General features: G+C 59.4%; 21 protein-coding genes, 1 tRNA gene and 1 pseudogene. 17 read left to right on the top strand and 6 right to left on the bottom strand.

What is annotated here, in order from left to right; all coding sequences use genetic code 11:
- Position 1: 1 nt before the first annotated feature.
- The 14 genes and pseudogenes from ACA072_RS06670 (at position 2) to ACA072_RS06605 (ending at position 15,093) form a co-directional block, all read left to right on the top strand.
- Positions 2 to 817, top strand: coding sequence for an ABC transporter permease (locus tag ACA072_RS06670; RefSeq protein ID WP_497623698.1), 816 nt, complete (start codon positions 2 to 4; stop codon positions 815 to 817).
- Entirely contained in the window at positions 814 to 1,602 is a 789-nt protein-coding gene (locus ACA072_RS06665; protein ID WP_497623697.1) for an ABC transporter ATP-binding protein, read from the top strand. The genes ACA072_RS06670 and ACA072_RS06665 overlap by 4 nt, the downstream gene beginning before the upstream one ends.
- Positions 1,603 to 1,614: 12 nt before the next feature.
- Positions 1,615 to 2,340 (top strand): urea amidolyase associated protein UAAP1, encoded by a 726-nt coding sequence (locus ACA072_RS06660; protein WP_497623696.1) that lies wholly within the window; start codon positions 1,615 to 1,617, stop codon positions 2,338 to 2,340.
- Positions 2,341 to 2,351: 11 nt separating this feature from the next.
- Positions 2,352 to 2,993, top strand: a complete 642-nt coding sequence (locus ACA072_RS06655; RefSeq protein ID WP_077749606.1) for an urea amidolyase associated protein UAAP2 — start codon at positions 2,352 to 2,354, stop codon at positions 2,991 to 2,993.
- A gap of 284 nt (positions 2,994 to 3,277) precedes the next feature.
- Positions 3,278 to 6,907 carry an urea carboxylase gene (uca, locus tag ACA072_RS06650; RefSeq protein ID WP_497623695.1) on the top strand — a complete coding sequence of 1,210 codons (3,630 nt, stop codon included), beginning with the start codon at positions 3,278 to 3,280 and terminating at the stop codon, positions 6,905 to 6,907.
- A 25-nt stretch (positions 6,908 to 6,932) separates the two neighbouring features.
- Positions 6,933 to 8,705 (top strand): allophanate hydrolase, encoded by a 1,773-nt coding sequence (atzF, locus tag ACA072_RS06645; protein ID WP_497623694.1) that lies wholly within the window; start codon positions 6,933 to 6,935, stop codon positions 8,703 to 8,705.
- A gap of 205 nt (positions 8,706 to 8,910) precedes the next feature.
- Positions 8,911 to 10,398, top strand: a complete 1,488-nt coding sequence (locus tag ACA072_RS06640) for a sensor domain-containing diguanylate cyclase (protein WP_497623693.1) — start codon at positions 8,911 to 8,913, stop codon at positions 10,396 to 10,398.
- 6 nt (positions 10,399 to 10,404) lie between these two features.
- On the top strand, positions 10,405 to 10,599 hold the full coding sequence (locus tag ACA072_RS06635; protein WP_461957603.1) for a cysteine-rich CWC family protein: 195 nt from the start codon (positions 10,405 to 10,407) through the stop codon (positions 10,597 to 10,599).
- Positions 10,600 to 10,656: 57 nt separating this feature from the next.
- A complete protein-coding gene (locus ACA072_RS06630) occupies positions 10,657 to 11,349 on the top strand; it encodes a pseudouridine synthase (protein ID WP_497623692.1) in 693 nt (230 codons plus the stop codon).
- A gap of 311 nt (positions 11,350 to 11,660) precedes the next feature.
- The gene (locus ACA072_RS06625; protein ID WP_497623691.1) at positions 11,661 to 12,545 is read left to right on the top strand and encodes an alpha/beta fold hydrolase; all 885 of its coding nucleotides are present in this window, start codon (positions 11,661 to 11,663) and stop codon (positions 12,543 to 12,545) included.
- 181 nt (positions 12,546 to 12,726) lie between these two features.
- A tRNA-Gly gene (locus ACA072_RS06620) sits at positions 12,727 to 12,800 on the top strand.
- Positions 12,801 to 13,019: 219 nt separating this feature from the next.
- Positions 13,020 to 13,232 (top strand): annotated as a pseudogene (locus tag ACA072_RS06615) (helix-turn-helix domain-containing protein); the annotation flags it as partial.
- Positions 13,233 to 13,665: 433 nt separating this feature from the next.
- On the top strand, positions 13,666 to 13,935 hold the full coding sequence (locus tag ACA072_RS06610) for a short-chain dehydrogenase (RefSeq protein WP_497450511.1): 270 nt from the start codon (positions 13,666 to 13,668) through the stop codon (positions 13,933 to 13,935).
- 429 nt (positions 13,936 to 14,364) lie between these two features.
- The gene (locus tag ACA072_RS06605) at positions 14,365 to 15,093 is read left to right on the top strand and encodes a class I SAM-dependent methyltransferase (protein WP_497623690.1); all 729 of its coding nucleotides are present in this window, start codon (positions 14,365 to 14,367) and stop codon (positions 15,091 to 15,093) included.
- A gap of 262 nt (positions 15,094 to 15,355) precedes the next feature.
- On the opposite strand, the gene tam is transcribed toward ACA072_RS06605, so the two are convergent.
- A complete protein-coding gene (gene tam, locus ACA072_RS06600) occupies positions 15,356 to 16,126 on the bottom strand; it encodes a trans-aconitate 2-methyltransferase (RefSeq protein WP_497623689.1) in 771 nt (256 codons plus the stop codon).
- Between the two features lie 536 nt (positions 16,127 to 16,662).
- Between tam and ACA072_RS06595 the strand changes: the two genes are divergently transcribed.
- From ACA072_RS06595 to ACA072_RS06585, 3 genes are all read left to right on the top strand, one after another.
- Complete coding sequence (locus tag ACA072_RS06595; protein ID WP_090181110.1) at positions 16,663 to 17,166, top strand: inclusion body family protein; 504 nt, start codon at positions 16,663 to 16,665, stop codon at positions 17,164 to 17,166.
- A gap of 124 nt (positions 17,167 to 17,290) precedes the next feature.
- Entirely contained in the window at positions 17,291 to 17,830 is a 540-nt protein-coding gene (locus tag ACA072_RS06590) for an AidA/PixA family protein (protein ID WP_497624951.1), read from the top strand.
- 245 nt (positions 17,831 to 18,075) lie between these two features.
- Positions 18,076 to 18,486, top strand: a complete 411-nt coding sequence (locus tag ACA072_RS06585; RefSeq protein WP_497623688.1) for a low affinity iron permease family protein — start codon at positions 18,076 to 18,078, stop codon at positions 18,484 to 18,486.
- A gap of 66 nt (positions 18,487 to 18,552) precedes the next feature.
- Here ACA072_RS06585 and ACA072_RS06580 read toward each other — a convergent pair whose 3' ends face one another.
- The 5 genes from ACA072_RS06580 to fos all read right to left on the bottom strand — a co-directional run bounded on the left by ACA072_RS06580 (position 18,553) and on the right by fos (position 21,961).
- A complete protein-coding gene (locus ACA072_RS06580; protein WP_497623687.1) occupies positions 18,553 to 19,056 on the bottom strand; it encodes a DUF4142 domain-containing protein in 504 nt (167 codons plus the stop codon).
- A gap of 75 nt (positions 19,057 to 19,131) precedes the next feature.
- Complete coding sequence (locus ACA072_RS06575) at positions 19,132 to 19,290, bottom strand: KGG domain-containing protein (protein ID WP_010462447.1); 159 nt, start codon at positions 19,288 to 19,290, stop codon at positions 19,132 to 19,134.
- 117 nt (positions 19,291 to 19,407) lie between these two features.
- A complete protein-coding gene (locus ACA072_RS06570; RefSeq protein ID WP_497623686.1) occupies positions 19,408 to 20,757 on the bottom strand; it encodes a sensor domain-containing protein in 1,350 nt (449 codons plus the stop codon).
- 84 nt (positions 20,758 to 20,841) lie between these two features.
- On the bottom strand, positions 20,842 to 21,480 hold the full coding sequence (locus tag ACA072_RS06565; protein ID WP_497623685.1) for a LysE family translocator: 639 nt from the start codon (positions 21,478 to 21,480) through the stop codon (positions 20,842 to 20,844).
- 43 nt (positions 21,481 to 21,523) lie between these two features.
- Complete coding sequence (gene fos / locus ACA072_RS06560; protein ID WP_497623684.1) at positions 21,524 to 21,961, bottom strand: fosfomycin resistance glutathione transferase; 438 nt, start codon at positions 21,959 to 21,961, stop codon at positions 21,524 to 21,526.
- Positions 21,962 to 21,970: the final 9 nt, after the last annotated feature.

Here is a 21,970-nt window from a genome sequence, read left to right as displayed (position 1 = left end):
CATGCGCCTGATCAATCGCCACCCGGATCGCCCGAGTCGCCTGCTGCTGGTGATCCTGCCGTTCGCCCTGGTGCTGTTTGCCTACTTCATGGGCTCGGCCGAGCGGCTGATGGATAACCCGAACGACAAGCTGTTGCCGAGCGCCGTGCAGATGACCGACGCGGTAAAACGCCTGGCTTTCACTGCCGACACGCGCACCGGTGAATACCTGTTGTGGCAAGACACCGCATCCAGCCTGCGCCGCCTGGCCATCGGACTTGCCATCAGCGCGCTGGCCGGGCTGTGCCTGGGCATCGCCGCCGGGACGTTGCCGCTGTTCGGCGCGCCGTTGTCGCCGTTGCTGACGGTGCTGTCGATGGTGCCGCCGCTGGCGATCCTGCCGATTCTGTTCATCGTCTTCGGGCTGGGGGAATTGTCGAAAGTGATGCTGATCGTGATCGGTATCACCCCGTGCCTGGCCCGTGATCTGGAACAGCGTGCCCGGGAAATTCCGGTCGAGTTGCTGATCAAGGCCCAGACCCTCGGTGCTTCAACCTGGACGTTGATGCTGCGCGTGGTACTGCCGCAACTGCTGCCACGCTTGTTGATCTCACTGCGACTAATGCTCGGCTCGGCGTGGCTGTTCCTGATCGCGGCTGAAGCCATCGCGTCTACTGACGGCCTCGGTTACCGGATTTTCCTGGTGCGCCGTTACCTGGCGATGGACGTGATTTTGCCGTACGTGGTGTGGATCACCCTGCTCGCCTGGCTGATGGATTGGGGCCTGAAGCGCCTGACTCAGCGTGCTTTTCCTTGGTATGAAGGAGCCCGCGCATGAGTTTCATCACGGTGAAAAACGTCTGGCAGCAATACGCCGATCAAGTGGTGCTCGAAGGGTTGAACCTGAGCGTCAACGAAGGTGAGTTCTGCACCCTGGTCGGCGCCTCGGGTTGCGGTAAATCGACCTTCCTGCGGCTGCTGCTGGGTCAGGAACGCACCAGTCGCGGCGAGATTCTGCTGGATGGCCAGGCCCTGGCCGGCGAACCGGATTCGAGCCGTGGCGTGGTGTTCCAGCGTTACTCGGTGTTCCCGCACCTGACCGTGCTGGACAACGTCGCCCTCGGTCTCGAACTACCGCGTTCGCCGTTACTCGGGCGCTTGTTCGGCAGTGCCAAAAAAGAGGCCCGCGAACAGGCCTCGGTGCTGCTGCACAAAGTCGGCCTCGGCCACTCGCTGGACAAGTACCCGGCGCAGTTGTCCGGCGGCATGCAACAACGGCTGGCCATCGCCCAGGCGCTGATCATGAAGCCCCGCGTGTTGCTGCTCGACGAACCGTTCGGCGCCCTCGATCCGGGCATCCGCAAAGACATGCACGACTTGCTGCTGGAGCTGTGGCGCGAGACGCAACTGACGGTGTTCATGGTCACCCATGACCTGTCCGAAGGTTTCAGCCTCGGCACTCGCCTGCTGGTGTTCGACAAGGTCCGCGTCGACCCGCACGCCCCCGGTGCCTATGGCGCGCGCATCACCTACGACATCCCTTTGAACAGCGACCGCCGCGTCAATCGCGCCGCCGTCGACGCCTTGCCGGCAGAACTGGCAGGCACGCTTCGTATCGCTTAGAGGAATTTTGAAATGACTGATTCGACTCAACTGTTCCCGCCCTTCGCCGAAGAAATGCTCCCTGGCGGCGGCCATCGCTCCTTCGTCTTGAAGCGCGGCCAACTGCTGCGCCTGACCGACCTGCGCGGCGGTGCCAACGTCAGCCTGACGCTGCTCAACGCCAATGAAAAAACCGAACGCCTGAACCTGCCCGACAGCCTCAAATGCCAACACACCGCCAAGCTCACCACCGGCCATTGCCTCTACTCGGACATGGGCCGCGTGCTGGCGGCGATCACCGCCGACACCTGCGGCTGGAGCGACAGCCTCGGCGGCGTGCTCTGCGCTGAAGAAGTCGCGCAAAAGTACGGCGCGGGCCGCTATCAGGAACTGCGCAACGGCTTCTTCCGCAACGGCACCGACAACCTGTTGGTGGAACTGGGCAAGTGGGGTTTGGGCCTCTCGGACCTGCTGATGACCCTCAACCTTTTCAGCCGCGTGAACGTCGATGAAGCCGGGCGTTTCCACTTCGTCGAAGGTAATTCGAAGGCCGGCGATTACATCGAGTTGTACGCGCCGATGGACACCCTGGTCGTGCTCACCGCGCTGCAACATCCAATGGATCCGTCGCCGGAATACGCACCGAAGCCCTTGAAGTTGAGCTGGATGAACGCCGACGCCAGCGTCGCCGAACACTGCCGCACCTCGCGCCCGGAAAACGAGCGCGGCTTCATCAACACCGACCGCCTGTTCGCCTGAGGATCGCTGCCATGTCACTTGCAATCGCTACCGCTCAACAGTCTCCTGAAACCGCGGTCTACCGCGCCACCATCCCGGCCGGCGAACCGTGGCTAATGGAGGTCAAGGCTGGCCAGACCTTGCGCATCCTCGACCTGGAAGGCAATCAGGCCGTCGACACTTTGTTCTACAGCGTTGCCAATCCCAAGGAACGTTACGACGTGCAGCGCACGTTGCGCCGGCAGAACAGCGTCTACCTGAGCACCGGCAGCGTGCTGTATTCCAACCTCGGCAAGCCGATGCTGACCATCGTCGCCGACACCTGCGGGCGTCACGACACCCTCGGCGGCGCCTGCGCGCAAGAGAGCAACACCGTGCGTTACGCGCTGGAAAAACGCTACATGCACAGCTGCCGCGACAACTACCTGCGCGCCTGCGTCCATGACGGGCGACTGGGCAAGGGCGACATCGGGCCGAACATCAACTTCTTCATGAACGTGCCGGTCACAGCGGATGGCGGACTGACGTTTGAAGACGGCATTTCGGCGCCGGGCAAGTACGTCGACCTGCGGGCCGAGATGGATGTGATTGTGCTGATCTCCAACTGCCCGCAACTGAACAATCCGTGCAACGCCTACAACCCGACACCTGCGGAGTTACTGGTATGGAACTGAAATTGACGCGGTTGCGTAGATGGTTGTTTGCCTTGTGCCAGGCCCGGTCCGGGCAGTGCATCAAAACTCCAGAACACCACTAACCCCACTGTGGGAGCGGGCTTGCTCGCGAAGAGGCCGTCACATTCAAAATTGATGTCGACTGACACGCCACTTTCGCGAGCAAGCGCGCTCCCACAGGGATTCGGTGGTGGTTTTGAGTGAAGTGATTCTGCCGTCGGGGACGACCCCGGCGCTCATCGAAAAACTGCGGGACGGCCCGCATCCCCTTCAGGGGTTATGCCATGTTCGAAAAAGTCCTGATTGCCAACCGTGGCGCCATTGCCTGCCGCATCCTGCGCACCCTGAGTCAATTGCAGGTCAAAGGCGTTGCCGTTTATTCCGAAGCCGATGCCGCCAGTTTGCACATCCTGCAAGCCGATGAAGCCCAAAGCCTCGGTGAAGGCGCGGCGGCCGGCACCTATCTGGCGGTCGACAAAATCCTCGCCATCGCCAAAGCCACCGGTGCCACGGCGATCCATCCCGGCTACGGTTTCCTTTCGGAAAACGCCGCGTTCGCCGAAGCCTGCGAAGCCGCCGACATCGCCTTCATCGGCCCGACGCCAGAACAACTGCGGGTGTTCGGCCTCAAGCACACCGCGCGCGCCCTGGCCAAGCAACACGGCGTGCCGATGCTCGAAGGCACCGAACTGCTCGACAGCCTCGACGCGGCGCTGATCGCGGGTGAACAGGTCGGCTACCCGGTGATGCTCAAAAGCACCGCTGGCGGTGGCGGCATCGGCATGCGCGTGTGCCGCAGCGCGGCCGAGTTGAGCGAATCCTTCGAAGCGGTGAAACGCCTCGGCCAGAACAACTTCAGCGACGCGGGTGTGTTCATCGAGAAGTACATCCAGCGCGCCCGTCATCTGGAAGTCCAGGTATTTGGCAACGGCCGTGGCGACGTGATTGCCCTCGGCGTGCGTGACTGCTCGGTGCAACGGCGCAACCAGAAAGTCCTCGAAGAAACCCCGGCACCGAACCTGCCCGACGGCATGGCTGAAGAGCTCTGCGCGGCGGCAATCAAACTGGCGAAAGCGGTGAATTACCGCAGCGCTGGTACCGTAGAATTCGTCTTCGACAGTGAGGCTCAGCGTTTCTACTTTCTCGAAGTGAACACCCGTTTGCAGGTGGAACACGGTGTCACCGAGCAAGTGTGGGGCGTCGATCTGGTGCGCTGGATGGTGGAACTGGCGGCCGGTGATTTGTCGCCATTGAGTGTGTTGAGCCAAGGTTTGAAAGCCGACGGCCATGCGATTCAGGCACGGCTTTATGCGGAAGATCCGGGTCGTGATTTCCAGCCAAGCCCTGGCTTGCTGACCGCCGTTAACTTCCCTGTCGCCGACGGCAAAAAATTGCGCATCGACACCTGGGTCGAGGCCGGCTGCGAGATCCCGCCGTACTTCGATCCGATGATCGCCAAGGTCATCAGTTGGGCGCCGACCCGTGAAGAGGCCGCTGCCGATCTTCATCAGGCGTTGAGCGACAGTCTGCTGTATGGCGTGGAAACCAATCGCGATTTCCTGCGGCAAATCCTCCTCGATGCACCATTCGCCAGCGGCCAGCCATGGACCCGTTGCCTGGAAGGTCTGGTGTATCACGCCAACACCTTTGAAGTGCTCAGCGCCGGCACCCAGACCAGCGTCCAGGACTATCCCGGCCGCCTCGGTTACTGGGCGGTGGGCGTGCCGCCGTCGGGGCCGATGGACAGTCGCGCGTTGCGTCTGGGCAATCGTCTGCTGGGGAATGACGAAGGCGCCGCGGCGCTGGAAATCACCATGAGCGGGCCATTGCTGCGCTTCAATTGCGATGCGGTGGTGGCGGTCACCGGCGCGGTGATTCCGCTGACGCTTAACGGTGAAATCGTCGCGATGAACACGGCGCTGCTAATCCCGGCCGGCGCCACGTTAAGCCTCGGCACGATTGCAGGGGCCGGCGCTCGCAGCTACCTGTGCCTGCGTGGCGGCTTGCAGGTGCCGGATTATCTGGGCAGCAAAAGCACGTTCACGCTGGGCCAGTTTGGTGGGCATGGCGGTCGTGCGTTGCGGGCCGGTGACGTGTTGCATGTGCCGGCCCTGATCGACCGCAACGTCGGTCAGCAACTGGACCGCGTCACCGAGTTACCGGCCGTGCGGCAGATCCGGGTGATCTACGGGCCCCATGGCGCACCGGAATACTTCACCGAAAACTACATCGGCACCTTCTTCGCCACCCAGTGGGAAGTGCATTTCAACTCCAGCCGAACCGGCGTTCGGTTGATCGGACCGAAGCCTGAATGGGTGCGGGCCGATGGGGGTGAAGCGGGGCTGCATCCGTCGAATATTCATGACAATCCGTATGCCATTGGGGCGGTGGATTTTACTGGGGACATGCCGGTGATCCTCGGTCCCGACGGCCCAAGCCTCGGTGGGTTTGTTTGCCCTGTGACGGTGATCGAAGCTGACCTCTGGCAGCTTGGGCAGCTCAAGGCAGGGGATAAAGTGCAGTTCCTGCCGGTCGATCTCAAAACCGCCCGAAATCTCGCCCTGAAATGGAATTCCCCTTGTGGGAGCTGGCCTGCCAGCGATGGGGACAGACCAGACACCGCATCAGCTTCATCGCTGGCAGGCCAGCTCCCACAGGGTCTTTTGTCGCCTGTGGTTTTGGACTTGGGTCTGGGGGATACGCAGCTGGTGGCGAGACTGTCTGGTGACACTCATCTACTGCTGGAAATCGGCGCACCCGAACTTGATCTTGTTTTACGCTTCCGCGCCCACGCCCTGATGCAAGCACTGGAAAGCAAAAACCTGCACGGTGTCATCGACCTCACCCCGGGCATCCGCTCCCTGCAAGTGCACTACCAGCCCGAGCAACTTCCCTTGGCCGACTTGCTCGGCATCGTCGCCGGTGAGTGGGACGCGGTGTGCGCCGCCAAAGACCTGCAAGTCCCCTCGCGCATCGTGCATCTGCCGCTGTCCTGGGATGATCCGGCCTGCCAACTGGCGATCGAGAAATACATGACCACCGTGCGCAAGGACGCACCGTGGTGCCCGAGCAATCTGGAGTTCATCCGCCGCATCAACGACCTGCCGAACCTAGACGAAGTGCAGCGCACGGTATTCGACGCCAGCTATCTGGTAATGGGTTTGGGCGACGTCTACCTCGGCGCACCGGTCGCCACCCCGCTCGATCCGCGTCATCGTCTGGTGACTACCAAGTACAACCCGGCCCGCACCTGGACCGCGGAGAACTCGGTGGGCATCGGTGGCGCCTACATGTGCGTGTACGGCATGGAAGGCCCGGGCGGTTATCAGTTTGTCGGACGCACGTTGCAGATGTGGAACCGCTACCGCGAAGTCGCCGCGTTCGACGGCAAACCGTGGCTGCTGCGCTTTTTCGACCAGATCCGTTTCTACCCTGTGAGCGCCGATGAACTGCTGCGCATCCGCCGGGACTTCCCGCTCGGGCGCTTCGATCTGAACATCGAACACAGCCAGCTGAATCTGGCGGACTACCAGGCCTTCCTGACAAAAGAAGCCGAGACCATCGCCGCGTTTCGCGATCAGCAACAAGGCGCGTTCAACGCCGAGCGCGAACGCTGGATCACCAGCGGCCAGGCGCATTTCGACAGCGAAGAACCGGCGCCGGAAGCGACCGAAGATGCACCGCTCGCCAGCGGTGAAATGAGCGTCGACAGCCACATCGCCGGCAACCTCTGGCAGGTTCAGGTCGAGACCGGCAGCCGCGTCGCCGCCGGTGACGTGCTGGTGATTCTGGAGTCGATGAAGATGGAAATTCCGCTGCTCGCACCCATGGCTGGCGTGGTACGCGAGATCCGTGTGCAACCGGGTTCTGCGGTGCGTGCCGGACAGCGCGTCGTGGTGCTGGAACTCGACTGAACCCATTTGAAAAAGGATTAACGCCATGATTATCAATCTGCAACTCGACGCCCTGCGCAGCGCTTATCGCCTCGGCAACATCACGCCCCGTCAGTTGCTGTTGGGCCTGCGCGACAAAGCCGCGGCGCTGAACCCGGACTATCACCTGTTCATCCACTTGCTCAGTGTTGAAGAACTGGAACCGTACCTCGCCGCGCTCGACGGTCGCGACCTCGACAGCCTGCCGCTGTATGGCGTGCCGTTCGCGATCAAGGACAACATCGACCTGGCGGGCATACCCACCACGGCGGCGTGCCCGGCGTTTGCCTATGTACCGGAACGTTCGGCGACCATCGTCGAGCAATTGCTGGCGCTGGGCGCGATTCCGTTGGGCAAGACCAATCTCGACCAGTTTGCCACTGGCCTCAATGGCAGTCGTTCGCCGTATGGCGCGTGCCCAAACAGCGTGCTGTCGGAGTATCCGTCGGGCGGTTCCAGTGCCGGGTCGTCGCTGGCGGTGGCGTTGGGCGTGGCGAGTTTTTCGTTGGGCACGGACACGGCGGGGTCGGGACGCGTGCCGGCGGCGCTGAACAATCTGGTCGGGTTGAAAGCCACCAAAGGACTGATCTCAACGGCCGGTGTGGTGCCGGCCTGTCGCACGCTCGATTGCGTGACGACGTTCACCGCGACCGCTCGGGAGGCCAGTCAGTTGCTGGCGCTCACCGCACATCTTGATCCGCGAGATGAATACAGCCGCCGCAACCCGCTGTGGAATGACGGCTCGGCGTTTGGCGCTCCGCGCCCTTTCCGTTTTGGCGTGCCGCGTGCGCAGGACCTGGAATTCTTCGGCTGCCCTGAAGGGCCTTTGTTGTTCGGCGATGCTATCGATCGGCTCAAGGCGTTGGGGGGTGAAGCGGTGGAGCTGGATCTGACGCCGTTCCTTGAAGCGGCGCGTTTGCTCTATGAAGGCCCGTGGGTCGCCGAGCGCTACAGCGTGGCGGGCGAGTTGATGGAGCAGAATCCTGAAGCCGTATTGCCGGTGATTCGCGCGGTGCTGGCCAAGGCGCCGGCGGTGAGCGGCGTGCAGACCTTCCGTGCCCAGTATCGGCTGCAAGCCTTGAAGGCCCTCTGCGACCAGGCGCTGGAAGGGCTCGATTGTGTCGTCACACCCACAATCGGCCGCCCCGTTACGCTGGCGGAACTGGACGCCGAACCGGTGCTGCGCAATTCGGAGCTGGGTTACTACACCAACTTCATGAACTTGCTCGATTACGCCGCCGTCGCGGTGCCGAGCGGATTTATGGGCAATGGTTTGCCATGGGGCGTGACGGTGTTTGGTCGGGCGTTCACCGATCAGTATTTGTTGGGTGTAGCGGATGCTCTGCAGCGCCATTCGGCTGAGCCTGCAGCGACGACTGTCGCCCGTAATGATCGCGCACGACTGGTGGTGTGCGGCGCGCATCTGGATGGGCTGGCGCTGAACTGGCAATTGAAGAAGCGCGGGGCTCATTTGGTCGAGACGACGTTCAGTTCACCGGACTATCACCTGTATGCGTTGGCCGGCGGCCCGCCGTTTCGTCCGGGGATGGTGAGGGTGAAGGACGGTGGCGTGGCGATTGCCGTGGAGGTGTGGGAATTGCCGAGCAGTGAGTTAGGTTCGTTTTTGACCGGGATTCCGGCACCGCTGGGGTTGGGCAAGGTGCAACTGGCGGACGGGCGTTGGGAGAGTGGGTTTATTTGTGAGGCGTATGGGTTGGAGGGGGCGGTGGATATCAGTCGTTTTGGGGGGTGGCGTGCATATCTGACAGATCTGCAGTGATCTCCCGATTCGTCGGATCGCCGCCCGGAGCAAGCCCGCTCCCACAAGGACCACGTTATCCCTGTGGGAGCGGGCTTGCCCACGAAGGCGTCGGCGCGGACGCCACGGCCCCTGATCCTTGCCGATTCACCTTGCAAATGCAGGAGTCATTTCCCCGCAGTGCCATTAGAATGCCTGCCATCGGGTCACTGCCAACGGAATCGTCATGCCGCTTCACTCGCCGCTGTATTCGCAACGTTCGTTGGTCCTCACGCTCATCGCGTTGCTGGGCGCAGGCTTTCTGGCGACTTCATTCCTGAGTTACTACGCCTCGCGAGCCTCTATCCGCGACAGCATCGTCAACACCGAACTGCCGCTGACATCGGACACGGTCTACTCGGAAATCCAGAAAGACCTTGTCAGACCGATCCTGATTTCCTCGATGATGTCCCGCGACACCTTCATGCGCGACTGGGTAGTAAACGGCGAGCAAGACCCCGAGAAAATGACCCGCTACCTCAACGAGGTCATGACCCACTACGGCGCCTACACTGCATTTTTCGTCTCCAACACCAGCCTCACCTACTACCACGCCAAGGGCGTGCTCAAACAGGTCAAGTCCACTGAACCCCGCGATGCCTGGTATTTCCGCGTCCGCGACATGGCCGACCCCTACGAGATCAATGTCGACCCGGATCTGGCCAACAAGGACAACCAGACCTTCTTCATCAACTACAAAGTCTACGACTACAACAACCGTTTCATTGGCGCCGCGGGCGTCGGCCTGACGGTCGATGCAGTGATCAAGCTGATCGACAAATACCAGCAGCGCTACCAGCGCAGCGTGTACTTCGTCGACAACTTCGGCCGCCTGGTGCTCACCGGCGCCGAGGGCGGCCCGCAAGGCGCGCATATCGGCCAGAAACTCGGCGAACTCGACAACATGAAGGAGCTGGTCAGCCAGTTGCCCAAACCCCACAGCGGCAGCTACGAATATTCCGTCCACGGCCAGGGACATTTCCTCAACGTGCGGTTCATTCCGGAGTTGAACTGGTACCTGTTCGTCGACAAACGCGAAGACGGTGCCCTCAGTGAAATCCGCCAGTCGCTGTACCTCAACCTGCTGATCTGCCTGCTCGTCACGCTGATCGTGCTGGCCCTGCTCAACCGGGTGATCAAGCGCTACCAGGGCAAGATCCAGGCGCAGGCAACGCTTGATAGCCTGACCGAACTGCCGAACCGCCGAGGCTTCGACCTGTTGGCAGCGCAAGCCATGCACGAGGCCGAGCGAGAGCCCAAGCCGCTGACCGCGTTGTTGCTGGATCTGGATCACTTCAAGGCCTTGAACGACACCTACGGCCACTTGGCCGGCGATCAGGTGCTGATCGGCTTCGCCCGGGATCTGGAGAGTTGCCTGCGGCATTCCGACATCGTCTGCCGCTGGGGTGGCGAAGAGTTCATCGTGCTGCTCAAGGACACCGACGGTGAGACCGGTCTGATGGTCGCCGAGAAAATTCGTCAACATGTCGAGCAACAGCGTTATGCCTACAACGATCATGCCTTGCAGCTGACAGTCAGCATTGGCCTCACGACGCTGCAACCGGATGAAACCTTGCACACCCTGCTCTCCAGGGCCGATCATGCGATGTATCGGGCCAAGCAATCCGGCCGTAACCGAACCTGCGTGGAAATGCCTCACACCAGTTATGCATAGTCCTACATGAACAAACCTGAATTCTGCCCCGCCTGCGGCGCCTCCAACGCCTGCACCCTGGCTGACCCGCGCACCGTCGATCAGGCGTGCTGGTGCTTTGGCGTCAGCATCGACCCGGCGGTGCTCGAAGCGCTGCCGGCCGAACTGCGCGACAAATCGTGCTTGTGCCCGCGTTGTGCCGAGGTCGAGGCGCAGTTGTAAGCACGCGCCCGGCCGATCACGTAAGATACGCGGCCCTTTTCCAACTGATCCCCAGCCATGCGCGTTGACCGTTTTCTCAGCAACCTGCCGCGCTTCAACCGTAAGCAGGTGCGCCTGTTGTTGGTGGAAAAGCGCGTTCGGGTCGACGGAAAAATCGTCACCGACCCGCATGCCGAGGTACTCGAGTTCAGCCTTGTCGAGGTCGATGAGCAAGTGCTGCAAGTCGGCAAACCCGCACGCTACTTCATGCTGCACAAACCGCCGGGCTGCGTCAGCGCCACCCGCGACCCGGAGCACCCGACCGTACTCGACCTGATCCACGAGCCGGACAGCGATGACCTGCACATCGCCGGGCGCCTGGATTTCAACACCACCGGCCTGATGCTGATCACCAACGATGGCAGCTGGTCGCGGCGCCTGACCCAGCCGCAAACCAAACTGCCCAAGGTCTATTACGTCGAGACCGAGCAGGAGATTGGCCCGGAATACGCATTGAAATTCACCGAAGGGTTGTACTTCGCTTTCGAAGACCTCACCACGCAACCGGCCGAGCTGATCGTGCTCGGGCCGAAGTCGGCGCGGCTGAGCATCGTCGAGGGCCGTTATCACCAGGTGAAGCGGATGTTCGGCCACTTCGACAACAAGGTGCTGCGCCTGCACCGCGAACGCATGGGCCCGCTGGTGCTCGACAATGCGCTGAAACCGGGCGAGTACCGCGCATTACGCACCGAAGAGATCCATTTGATCTAAGCAGCCTACCGCCGAGCAGAAGTTGTCGAACAATTTACGAAAGGCACTTGCGCGATCACGTGACCCCTGCTTGAATCAGGACGTCGGCCGAAATGTGACCGACGAGTCACAACATACTTCTAAGAAACTTTTTGCCGGTTAGAGAACCCTCAGGTTCCGCCTCAGACCGGCAGACTGCCCGCCAATAACAATACCCGTCGACCTGCTGTACGGATCGACATGGGCCTCCAAATTTCAGGCGTATGCCTACCTGTCACAAAGCTCGTGCAATCTCATTTGCGCGCATACCCGCTTGCTTGGAGTCTGATGACATGAGGCCAGAAATCGCTGTGCTGGATATACAGGGTCAGTATCGGGTTTACACGGAGTTCTATCGCGCAGACGCCGCAGAAAAGACCATCATCCTGGTCAACGGCTCGATGGCCACGACCGCGTCGTTTGCACAAACCGTGAAAAACCTTCATCCGCAGTTCAATGTGGTCTGCTACGACCAGCCCTATGCGGGCAAGTCAAAAGCTCACAACCGGCATGAGAAATTGCTGACCAAGGAAGTCGAAGGGCAGATCCTCCTGGAGCTGATCGACCACTTCGCCGCCGAACACGTGCTTTCGTTTTCCTGGGGTGGCGCCGCGACCCTGGTCGCCCTGGCACAACAGCCACGGCGCATCGAAAAGGCCGTGATCAGCTCGTTCTCCCCGGAGATCAACGCGCACATGCTCGACTACCTCGAGCGCGGTGTTGACTATCTCGGTAGCCGTGACGGCGATCGGGTCGGCAATCTGGTGAACAGCACCATCGGCAAACACCTGCCGACGCTGTTCAAGCGTTTCAACTATCGCCATGTCAGCTCCCTGGCCGAGCATGAATACGGGCAGATGCACTTCCACATCAGCGACCTGCTGCACAGCGATCGCCAGTGCTTTCTCAAAGCCGCAGAGAAAATCAACGTGCCGGTGCTGTTCATGAACGGCGAATGGGACGAATACACCGCCGCCGATGGCGCCCGGTTGTTCGCCAACCACGTGCAAAACGCCACCTTCAGCACCCTTCAGGCCACCGGCCACTTTCTCGATATGGAGCACAAAGCTGCCTGCCGAGACAGCCGCGACGCACTGCTGGGCTTCCTGAAACCGGCGCAACACGCAAGCCGACCGCGTTACCACTACGTCCAGGACCAACATGCACTGGCTATCTGAATCAGCGTCATCGCGAGCAAGCTTCGCCCTACAGTATTGAACGCATTTCTGTAGGCGCGAGGTTTGCCCGCGAACGACCGTTACGCGGCCTGATGTCTTGCTTCACCTGCTCTAAAGCTATCCAGCGCAAAGAAAAACTTCATTTCCACGCGCACATCTGGTACAAAGTCAGCCGCTCTGAGCGGGTGTCGTATAATGGCATTACTCCAGCTTCCCAAGCTGATAACGAGGGTTCGATTCCCTTCACCCGCTCCAATCGAATTTTTTCTCACGTTGTTTTTTGACGGGGGATGCAGGTAAAGAAAAAACCGGCCTTGATGGCCGGTTTTTTTGTGTCTGGGGCTTGTGTTTCATCGCGAAAATTAACTTTTTTTTGTCACAAAAATGGTGTTTTGTTAGCGTTTTTCTTGCCCCAGTAACGGTTTTGTCGGCACCCTTTGCCCAGTATGACCAGATCAACGCGGAGACCGTGGAATGAACCTAAAGCCAATTCACAGCCAAGAAGACCTGAACGCTGCATTTGCTCGCGTGGAGCAGCTTTGGGGTGCAGACATTGGTTCGCCTGAAGGTGATGATCTGGGGATTCTGGCGCTGCTCATCGAAAAATACGAAGACGAGCATTACCCAATGCCGCCCTCCGATCCGATTGAGGCCATTAAATTTCGTATGGATCAGCAAGGCCTGACTCGTTGAGAACAGGATTTAGTGAACCGCTGATTTTTCATCTTGAATGATCTATCAACGCCTGCCATTACCTGTCGAGACCCCATTCGCTAGTGGCATGAAAGTGGCCAATTATCGAAAAGGCAGGGTCCTACACTACGGTGGGAATTGTCCGTAGACTTGCGCATTGCTGCCCATTTGCATCGAGGCCTATAGTCGAGCCGGCGCCAAAATGGCGCTTCGGGTTTGGCGACTCGATCCAATGAACAAGAGCTTCCGAGCAGTTTTCGGATCGCTTTAAAGCACTTAGCTGCCTGCTTTTTGGTGGCTGTGCGCGGGAGACCTTCGGGTCTGCCGGGTTGTCCATTGTCCGGTTCGCCAACCTGCGTACAGCTGCCACCCTATTCGTTTGGCGACGATTGAGTGGTAGACCTCTTAACCCAATGGAGCTCTACGCATGAATGAGTACATGGCTTTAACCAGCAACGCCGACGACCTTCCCTCGCTCTACGTCAACACCACCCAACCGCTGCATTCGCTGCTCAGCACCGCCAGTTACAGAATCCGGGCCGTGACGCAGCTTCTTGAAAACCTCGCGATGCGAGGCGACATCACGTCTGATTCGGTCATCCTCAGCGACTTTGCATTGCTCTGCTGTGTGCCCTTGCGCGACGGTTGTGATGTGCTGGATGTCATTGCTCGACGCATGGATGCAGAACCGTCTTGACGAGATTTGGGGACGCCTTTCGAGGTGTCCTCAATTTGTAGCAGCTGGCGAAGCCTGCGTTCGGCTGCGAAGCAGTCGTGAAATCAGACTTTGTGGTTTTTCAGGATGACCTTGCGCTCAGGTTTTACGACTGCTGCGCAGCCGAACGCAGGCTTCGCCAGCTGCTACCAAAGTATGTGTTGCCCCTGCAATTTCCTTACTGATCGGCAATTCCCTGAATGGTCGGTGTTCTTTGATTTGAGCTCCGCTTACAAATCCCCAACGCTCAACCCGTTTCCCCTCCCCGCTCTACCCGCTAGCATCTCCCCTATCTTTAATCGCCCTCTCCCCTGCGCGGGCATCAACGAACACGCGCCATCACTCTTCGAGGGAACCCAATCGTCCGCACATCAGGTGCCGCCCGTAAACGATCTCAACAGAGCCCCGAACATGACTCAAAACATCTACGACGACCCGGAGTTTTTCCAGGGCTACAGCCAAATGGCCCGCTCCATCGGCGGTCTCGACGCAGCTCCCGAATGGCCTGCGCTAAAAGCAATGTTGCCACCCATGAAAGGCCTAAAGGTCGTAGACCTTGGTTGCGGTTACGGCTGGTTCTGCCGCTGGGCCAGTGATCAAGGTGCCGATAGCGTGCTCGGCCTGGACGTCTCGGAAAAAATGTTGGAGCAAGCGTGCAACACGACGTCGGCAACCAATATCCAATACGCCCGTGCCGACCTGGAACAACTCGACCTACCCGCAGCCAGTTTTGATCTGGCATACAGCTCTCTGGCGCTGCACTACATCAAAGATCTTTCAGGTCTGTTCGCCAAAATCCACGCAGCCCTTAAACCCGGTTCACGCTTCGTATTTTCCATCGAACACCCAATCTTCATGGCACCGCGTAATCCGGGCTGGCTGATTGATAGCGAAGGGAACAAACGCTGGCCGGTGGACAGTTATCAAATTGAAGGCGAACGCGTAACCAACTGGCTGGCCGAAGGCGTGATCAAGCAGCACCGCACCATCGGCACGTTGCTCAATACGCTGATTGGCGCAGGTTTCAGCATCCAGCAGGTCAACGAATGGGGCCCGACCGATGCACAGGTAGCGGCGCAACCGGCCCTGACCGAAGAGCGGGAGCGGCCGATGATGATGCTGGTCGGCGTTCAGCGCTGAACACCAGGCCGGGTATTCGTAATTTTTGCGTATGGATTCAGGGAAGCCAGTAAAGAAGCAGTAGCGCTGCGTCGGACCTGACCACAGAACCTTTATTGTGTCAGCTCACACATCGCCAAGAGATCAACATGGACCATTCAGAGTTGGGGATCATGATCATTACGATGATCGGGTTGTTCGGCTTTGCTTCGTTTATTTTTGAATATTTGAGTGCTCGGCGAAGGGACAGATAACGTTCGGCGTGATCCGTCCCTTATACGCACTAGCGAGTCGCGACGATGAACAACCGCGGGAATGGCAACAGCACCGAACCATCGCTCAGCGCCGGATACGCCTGCTTGATCGCGGCCTGGTACTGCTTGAGGTATTGCGCTTTTTCCGCCTCATCCAGCGGTTCGAGAAATGGCCGCAAGCCGCTGCCCTTGAACCACTCGACCACGCCCGACGCGCCGCCCGCGAGCGGGTGATGGTAGGTGGTGCGCCACACATCGACACGCGCACAGTGCGGTCGCAGCATTGAGTAGTACTCGCTGGTGCTCGCCATTTCCGTGCGTTGCCCGGCGGCGTCCGCCAACTTGCTCGCCCACGGCCCATCGGCAGCGACTTCGCGCATCAGGCGATGGGACGGCTCGTTGAGATTGTCAGGCATTTGAATGGCCAGGCTGCCGCCCTGGGTCAGTCGGGCGGCCAGCGAAGGCAGTAACGCCGCGTGATCGGGCACCCACTGCAACACCGCGTTGGCGAAAATCACATCGAACGGACCGGGTTCGCTCCAGGTATCGATGTCAGCCGTGTCGAATTGCAACTGCGGCAAGCGCTTGCGGGCGGCCTCGATCATATCGGTCGAACTGTCCAGGCCACGCACCGTGGCAGTGGCAAAGCGCTCCACCAGCAACTCGGTCGAATTGCCGGGGCCGCAACCGATGTCGATGGCCGAGCGCGCGTCCACGGGCGGGATCGCCGCGAGCAAATCGCGGGCCGGGCGTGTGCGTTCATCTTCAAAAGCGACGTATTGTTTGGCGGACCAACTCATTGCGTTCTCCTGTCGGTGCGTTGTTGTGGCCAGCGGCGCACAACCGGTTCGCTACGATACCTCGACCGGTGCGCCCTGCCCTATCCGACCTATGGCGAAAGATGTCAGTTGACCCCCTCATCGAGTGAAACAGCAAAATTTGCCCCCCTTTCCAGCCATGCTCCTGCCTGGCCCACTGATCTTGTAGCAGGTCATTTCTGTCTATTGCCTGAACTTGCATCACTTGGCGTCGGTGGAGCAAAGCGGTTTTGAATGAGCTGTTTTTTATCGCCAAATCATCGGAAGTCATAACTATATCGACCGCTCGTCGAACATGCAGTCCAGCAATTTTGACAGCCTCTGTTTCGCATCTATAGTCCTAATCGCGGCCGTCGGAAGGAACCCGACTTATCAGTTTGCACGCAGGGAGCAAGGCCAACTTATCTCCCGTGATCGGTGGGTTCCGCCCGTAGTGTTTTCGCAACGGCCGCAAGGCAAGCAAGCGTTGTTGTGCCTGGAAAGATGCCAGGCGCTCACTATGAACAAGGAGCTTTACTATGTCTCGAGTCACGGATGTTCTTGTTTCAATCGACACTGAAACCATTCTGAAAAACTACCCGAACATCAGCAAAAACCCCGCCTCGCCGACGCTCATCGACGTCAATCATGTGTACATGGTGACCAACCGGGACAACGTGATTAACGGCCAGGCCGGTGGCGAACTCAATTTAAAAGCTCAGGTGGGCGACCTGATTCGCTGGCGTGAAACCAGCCTGTCGCAGAGCTTCGAGACGGCAGTGATTTTCTACAAGTTCATCGGCAACGTCGGCAACGAATTGATCTCCACACCCACGCCGCGCAAGGCTACCGCTTGCGTCGCCGTCCCCAACACCAGCAACCCGTCGGTGCCGAGCTGCCAGAAAGTCGATAACCATTACTGGTCTTCGGAAACACTGTCGTGCGGCAGCGTGACCTACCACTTCCACTTCCTGATCGTGGATCGCGATTGCAAGATTGTCGGCTGCTGTTCGTGGGATCCGTTCATTACCATCCGTAACTGAAGATGGTCCGACCCCTTGGCGACAAGGGGTCTGCCAAGTTCGTTGCCGCCTCGACAGGAACGGGATGTCTTGCATGAACCGAAGCGGCTGCCGTTTTGCGTCAACATCATGAAAGGAATCCATGATGACTTCCGAACCGATCAAATCCCCTTCGACCAGTGTTGCGCCCCCCCACAATGTGTTGCTGGTTGTCGATGCCGAGTCTCTGCTTTTACACTATCCGGAACCCAGTCTTGAGCCCGAAAACCCGACGTCTATTGCAGATGGCTTCATCTTCGCCATCAACGGATCTCCGACACCACAAAGTACAATAAACGACAGCTCAATTACGCTAATCCTCGGCACTGGATCGACTTTCCATATTCGCAGCAGAACCGTCAGCTTGCTCGCTGAGCACAGCGTGGTGTTTTACGGGATGTCGGTAGGCGATGCCGGCGTACTTTCGACGCCTGAATTGTTGGTGAAGGAAAACCTGACCGTGCCTGCACCCGATCCTGAAAACCCGACCGTACCTGGCAGCCATTCGGCCGATGATCATTTTTGGCAGTGCACGCAATTGGCCTCGGGGGTCGAGGCGTGTGAACTGAGCTTCATGCTGATTGATAAAAACTGCGAGGCGCTGGGATACTTCCGTTGGGCAGTTGATGTGAAGGTGACGGACTGAACGCCAAGTAAGCCGCAACTCGATCCGTAGCAGCTGGCGCAGCCTGCGTTCGGCTGCGTAGCAGTCGTAAAATCCGACGATGCGTTTTTTCAGGAAAATCGCGAACTCAGGTTTTACGACTGCTACGCAGCCGAACGCAGGCTTCGCCAGCTGCTACAAAATTTCGTCGAGACCAAATGTAAGTAGAATTATCAACACGCCGTCGCTGTCTGAAATTCAGGCGCATCCCGATAAGGAACACGGCAATGAAATTCGCAAAAATCTCGCAGAAACTCGCCCTCTGGGCCGGCAGTCCCAAGACGTTCATGGGGGCTCTGATTCTGATCGCTGTATGGGGAATGAGCGGGCCGATTTTTGATTACAACGACACCTGGCAACTGATCATCAACACCTCAACCACCATCATCACATTCCTGATGGTGTTCCTGATCCAGAACACGCAGAACCGCGACACCGACATCCTGCACCTGAAAATCGATGAGTTGTTGCGGGTGAACAAAGAGGCGCAAAACGCGATGTTGGGGCTGGAATTGCTAGACCTCAAACAACTTGAGGCGCTGCGCAAACACTATCGCGCCATGGGCGAAAAAGACGTGCATGGGCTGGCGGGGCTGGCGGCTTCGAGCAAGCGCAAACAGGATTTGAATGAGTGCTGAGCAGAAACAAAACGGCGCGTGATGTGAATCACGCGCCGTTTGCTTTGAACGCCGTCAAACTCGGTGCTATCGACCCGCTTGCAGCGCCCTGGCCATTTGCAGATGGTTTTGCAATTTGGGCAGCGTTTCCTCAGCGAAAGCTTTGATTTCCGGCACATCGGTGGTCTCTGCGGTTTGCTGAAGTTGCTCAATGGCTTCCTGGGTGGTTTTCACCTGACTGGCAGCGTAGGCCTGGTCGAAGGTGGCGTCGTCCTTCACTTCCGGCATCAACGCTTTGGCCTTGTCGACCACTTCTTCCCGAGGAGCAACCGGCAAATCCAGCTGCTTGGCGATTTTCGCCAGATGCTGGTTGGCGGTCGTACGGTCGTTGATGACCACGATGGTGTAATCCTTGACCTCTTTGGATTCGGATTTCTGATGCACCAGGCGACTGGCTTCGATGTCGGCCATGCCTTTGGCCGAGGCATCGTTGATGAATTCGGCGGGCGACTGGGCGAAGGCACTGTTGGCAAACAGGCCCAGCAACGTGGTAAAACTGGCAGTGCGTAATCGGGTGGCCATCCGGCTCATGGTCGCGCCCTCCTTCTGAAAAAATTCAAGCGGGAGCTTTCGCCCCCGCCTCTCAATCAAAACTACCTTCACCGACTATTTCGATTTCTGACCGCCTTTGCGGCCCATATCGGGTTTCGCAGGGTCTTTATCGACAGTCGTAGTGGTAGTTTTCCCACCTTTGCGACCGGCTTCAGACGCCTTCGTTCGATCGTTGGCGAAGTTTCCCGAGTTCGAGTTTCTTGAATTAGGCATGATTCTCTACCTCTTGGTGATGATCGCGGCGAGCAGGAGCCCGCATAGAATCTGAATTTCGATCGCCACAAAGGTTTAGAAAAAATGAAATCGCCGCGACGAACGGTGGACGATTTTTCAGGCCCCGAGGCGCTGGTGGTTTCGGCGCTTGGCCGCGTACATGGCCTCATCGGCATGCCGGAAAAGCTGCTTTTCTTCAGTCCCATGCTCGGGGTAATGCGCGACGCCGATACTCGGCTGGATGTTCACGCTGTGCCCGTCCAGGCGCAGGGGTTGGGCCAGAACCTGACGGATTTTTCCCGCGACGTTTTCAGCGTCTTCCGACGCGTGGATGCTGTGCAACAACACCACGAATTCATCCCCTCCGATGCGCGCCACCGTGTCGCTCTCGCGCACGCAGCCCTTGAGCCGATTGGCGACCGCTTGCAACAGCATGTCGCCGACCGCGTGACCGTGGGTATCGTTGACCTCCTTGAAGCGGTCGAGGTCGACATACAGCAATGCCATTCGTCCAGAATCGGTGCGAGCCAGCGCCAGTGAATCTTTGAGCCGGTCGCGCAGCAACGCTCGGTTGGGCAGTTGAGTCAGTTGGTCGTATTGGGCCATGCGTTGCAGCCGGGCATGCAATTGCTTGCGCTCGATCGCGGTGGCTACCTGGGCGCAGACGTATTGCAGCAGTTCCTTGTCTTGCTCGGTGTAGCGCTCACCACCCGGTACGCTTTTGACGATCAGCGCGCCGATGGTGCCGTTTTGCGAATTCAATGGCACACCCAGCCAGCAAGGGGCATCCGGCCCGGCGACCAGCACTTCGAAGCCTTCTGGCGGGTTGTCCTGGTCCGGGGTCAGCAATATCGGCAGGCCGCTGCGGATCACTTCGGCGCAGAGGCGGCCGGTCACGGTGCCGGGCTGCTCGGGTTGCAGTTCGTGGTCATTGACGTGATACGGGAAATTCAGCTGCGCGCAGTGCTCGTCATACAGCGCTACGGAGAAATTCAGCGCCGGCAGCCATTCGCCGATAATCAAATGGACGCGTTTGAACAACGCCAGCAAATCTTCCGCGGCGTGGGCCGCCTCGGAGATTGCATACAACGCCGCTTGCCGGGACTCGGCCTGCTTGCGCTCGGTGATGTCCCGGGCCACGGCGATGCGCAGCTGATCGACTTCAGACCAGCGCGCCGACCACAGGATATGCACCACCGCGCCATCCTTGCGCAGGTAACGGTTTTCGAAGTTGAGTTTGGGGTCACCGCCCATGATTTCGCGCGCGGCGTCGAGGGTGCGCTGGCGATCGGCGGGATGCACCATGTCAATCATCGGCTGGCCGATCAGTTCGTCCGGGGTGTAGCCGAAAATACGCTCGCAGGCCGCGCTGACAAATACGAAGCGACCTTGTTTATCCACCGCACAGACGGCGTCCAGCAAGAGATCGATGTAGCTCGCCAACGGCGCGGAATTTCTGGTTGCCATGGTGCGATGAGCGTGTCCGGACAATGCAGCAAAAAGAACCCTCCCTGACCGTTCAGTACAGCTGACGCATCCGTGCGCTCAACTTCAAGCCTTGTTCGACACCAGCCCCGGTAGCGCATGAGCGAGGGCGTTGATGGCGAAACCGATAAACATCACCCCGCACAACCGGGTGATCGCCAGTTCATGGCGTTGATACAAGGTGCGCACCTGCCGCGCACCGACGATGCCAATGAGGATAGCGTAGGCCATCAGGCCACCGACGAAGCTCAGGGCAATCAACCACGGCAACATTGACCAGTGCAGCAATTCCGCACGGCTGGACAGCAGCGCAGTGAACGTCGCCACCGCCACGGGGTAAGCCTTCGGATTGGTCAGGCCGAACAGAATGCCGTGCCAAAAGGGCTGGCGAGCCGGGCCTTGAGGGGCATCAGCACTGCTGCGCTTCGCTCGTATGGCGCGCAAACCGAGCCAAAACAGGTACAGCCCGCTAAGTACGCCCAACACATCGAACGCCGTGCTGCCGATTTCCCGTGCGCCGACAATGGCGATCAGCGCCGTGCTGCACCAGACCACGTCCCCCAGCAAATGCCCACAGAGAAACCCCGCCCCGGCCCGTCGTCCACGCGCCGCACCGATGCCAAACACCGCCAATACGCCCGGCCCCGGCGTGATGCCGTAGATAAAACCCGAGGCGAGAACGGCCATTAGCAGCGATGGGGTCATTTGAGAGCCTTTTAACTATTTGGTGAATGGGCGCAAGTCTATATCAGGTCCCGGGAATATCGACTGACTGATCGTCGAAGAACTTCATTCCCGCATACGGATGCTCGCGGCAGGCTGCCAGCCGGGACGTCAGGTCCCCGACGTGGGCTTCGAGCTTGTGGCCGTCCGGGTCGAGGAAATAGAAGGACGCGCCTTCGCTGCGGTTATCGCGCCATTCCTGCACGTTGGCGGATCGCAGGCGTTCGACGAACACGGGGAAATCCGTTGCGCTGAGGGTGAAGGCGTAGTGGGTGTAATCGGCGGCGGGTTCGGACTTGCGCAGTGGATCGAGGGAAAGGCACAGCCACAGACCGGGCAACGAGAGATAGGCGCCGCTGTCCCAAGTGGCTTCGACACGCAATTGCAGCAGGTCTTGATAGAACGCCACGCTGCGGTTCAGGTCGGTGACGGCGAGGGTCAGGTGGTTGAGGCCTGTCAGCAATGTGTTCAC

The sequence above is a fragment of the Pseudomonas sp. LBUM1656 genome, assembly GCF_059716065.1.
Note: the sequence above shows the minus strand (reverse complement) of the source record. Positions and strands in the feature narration are given on the sequence as shown.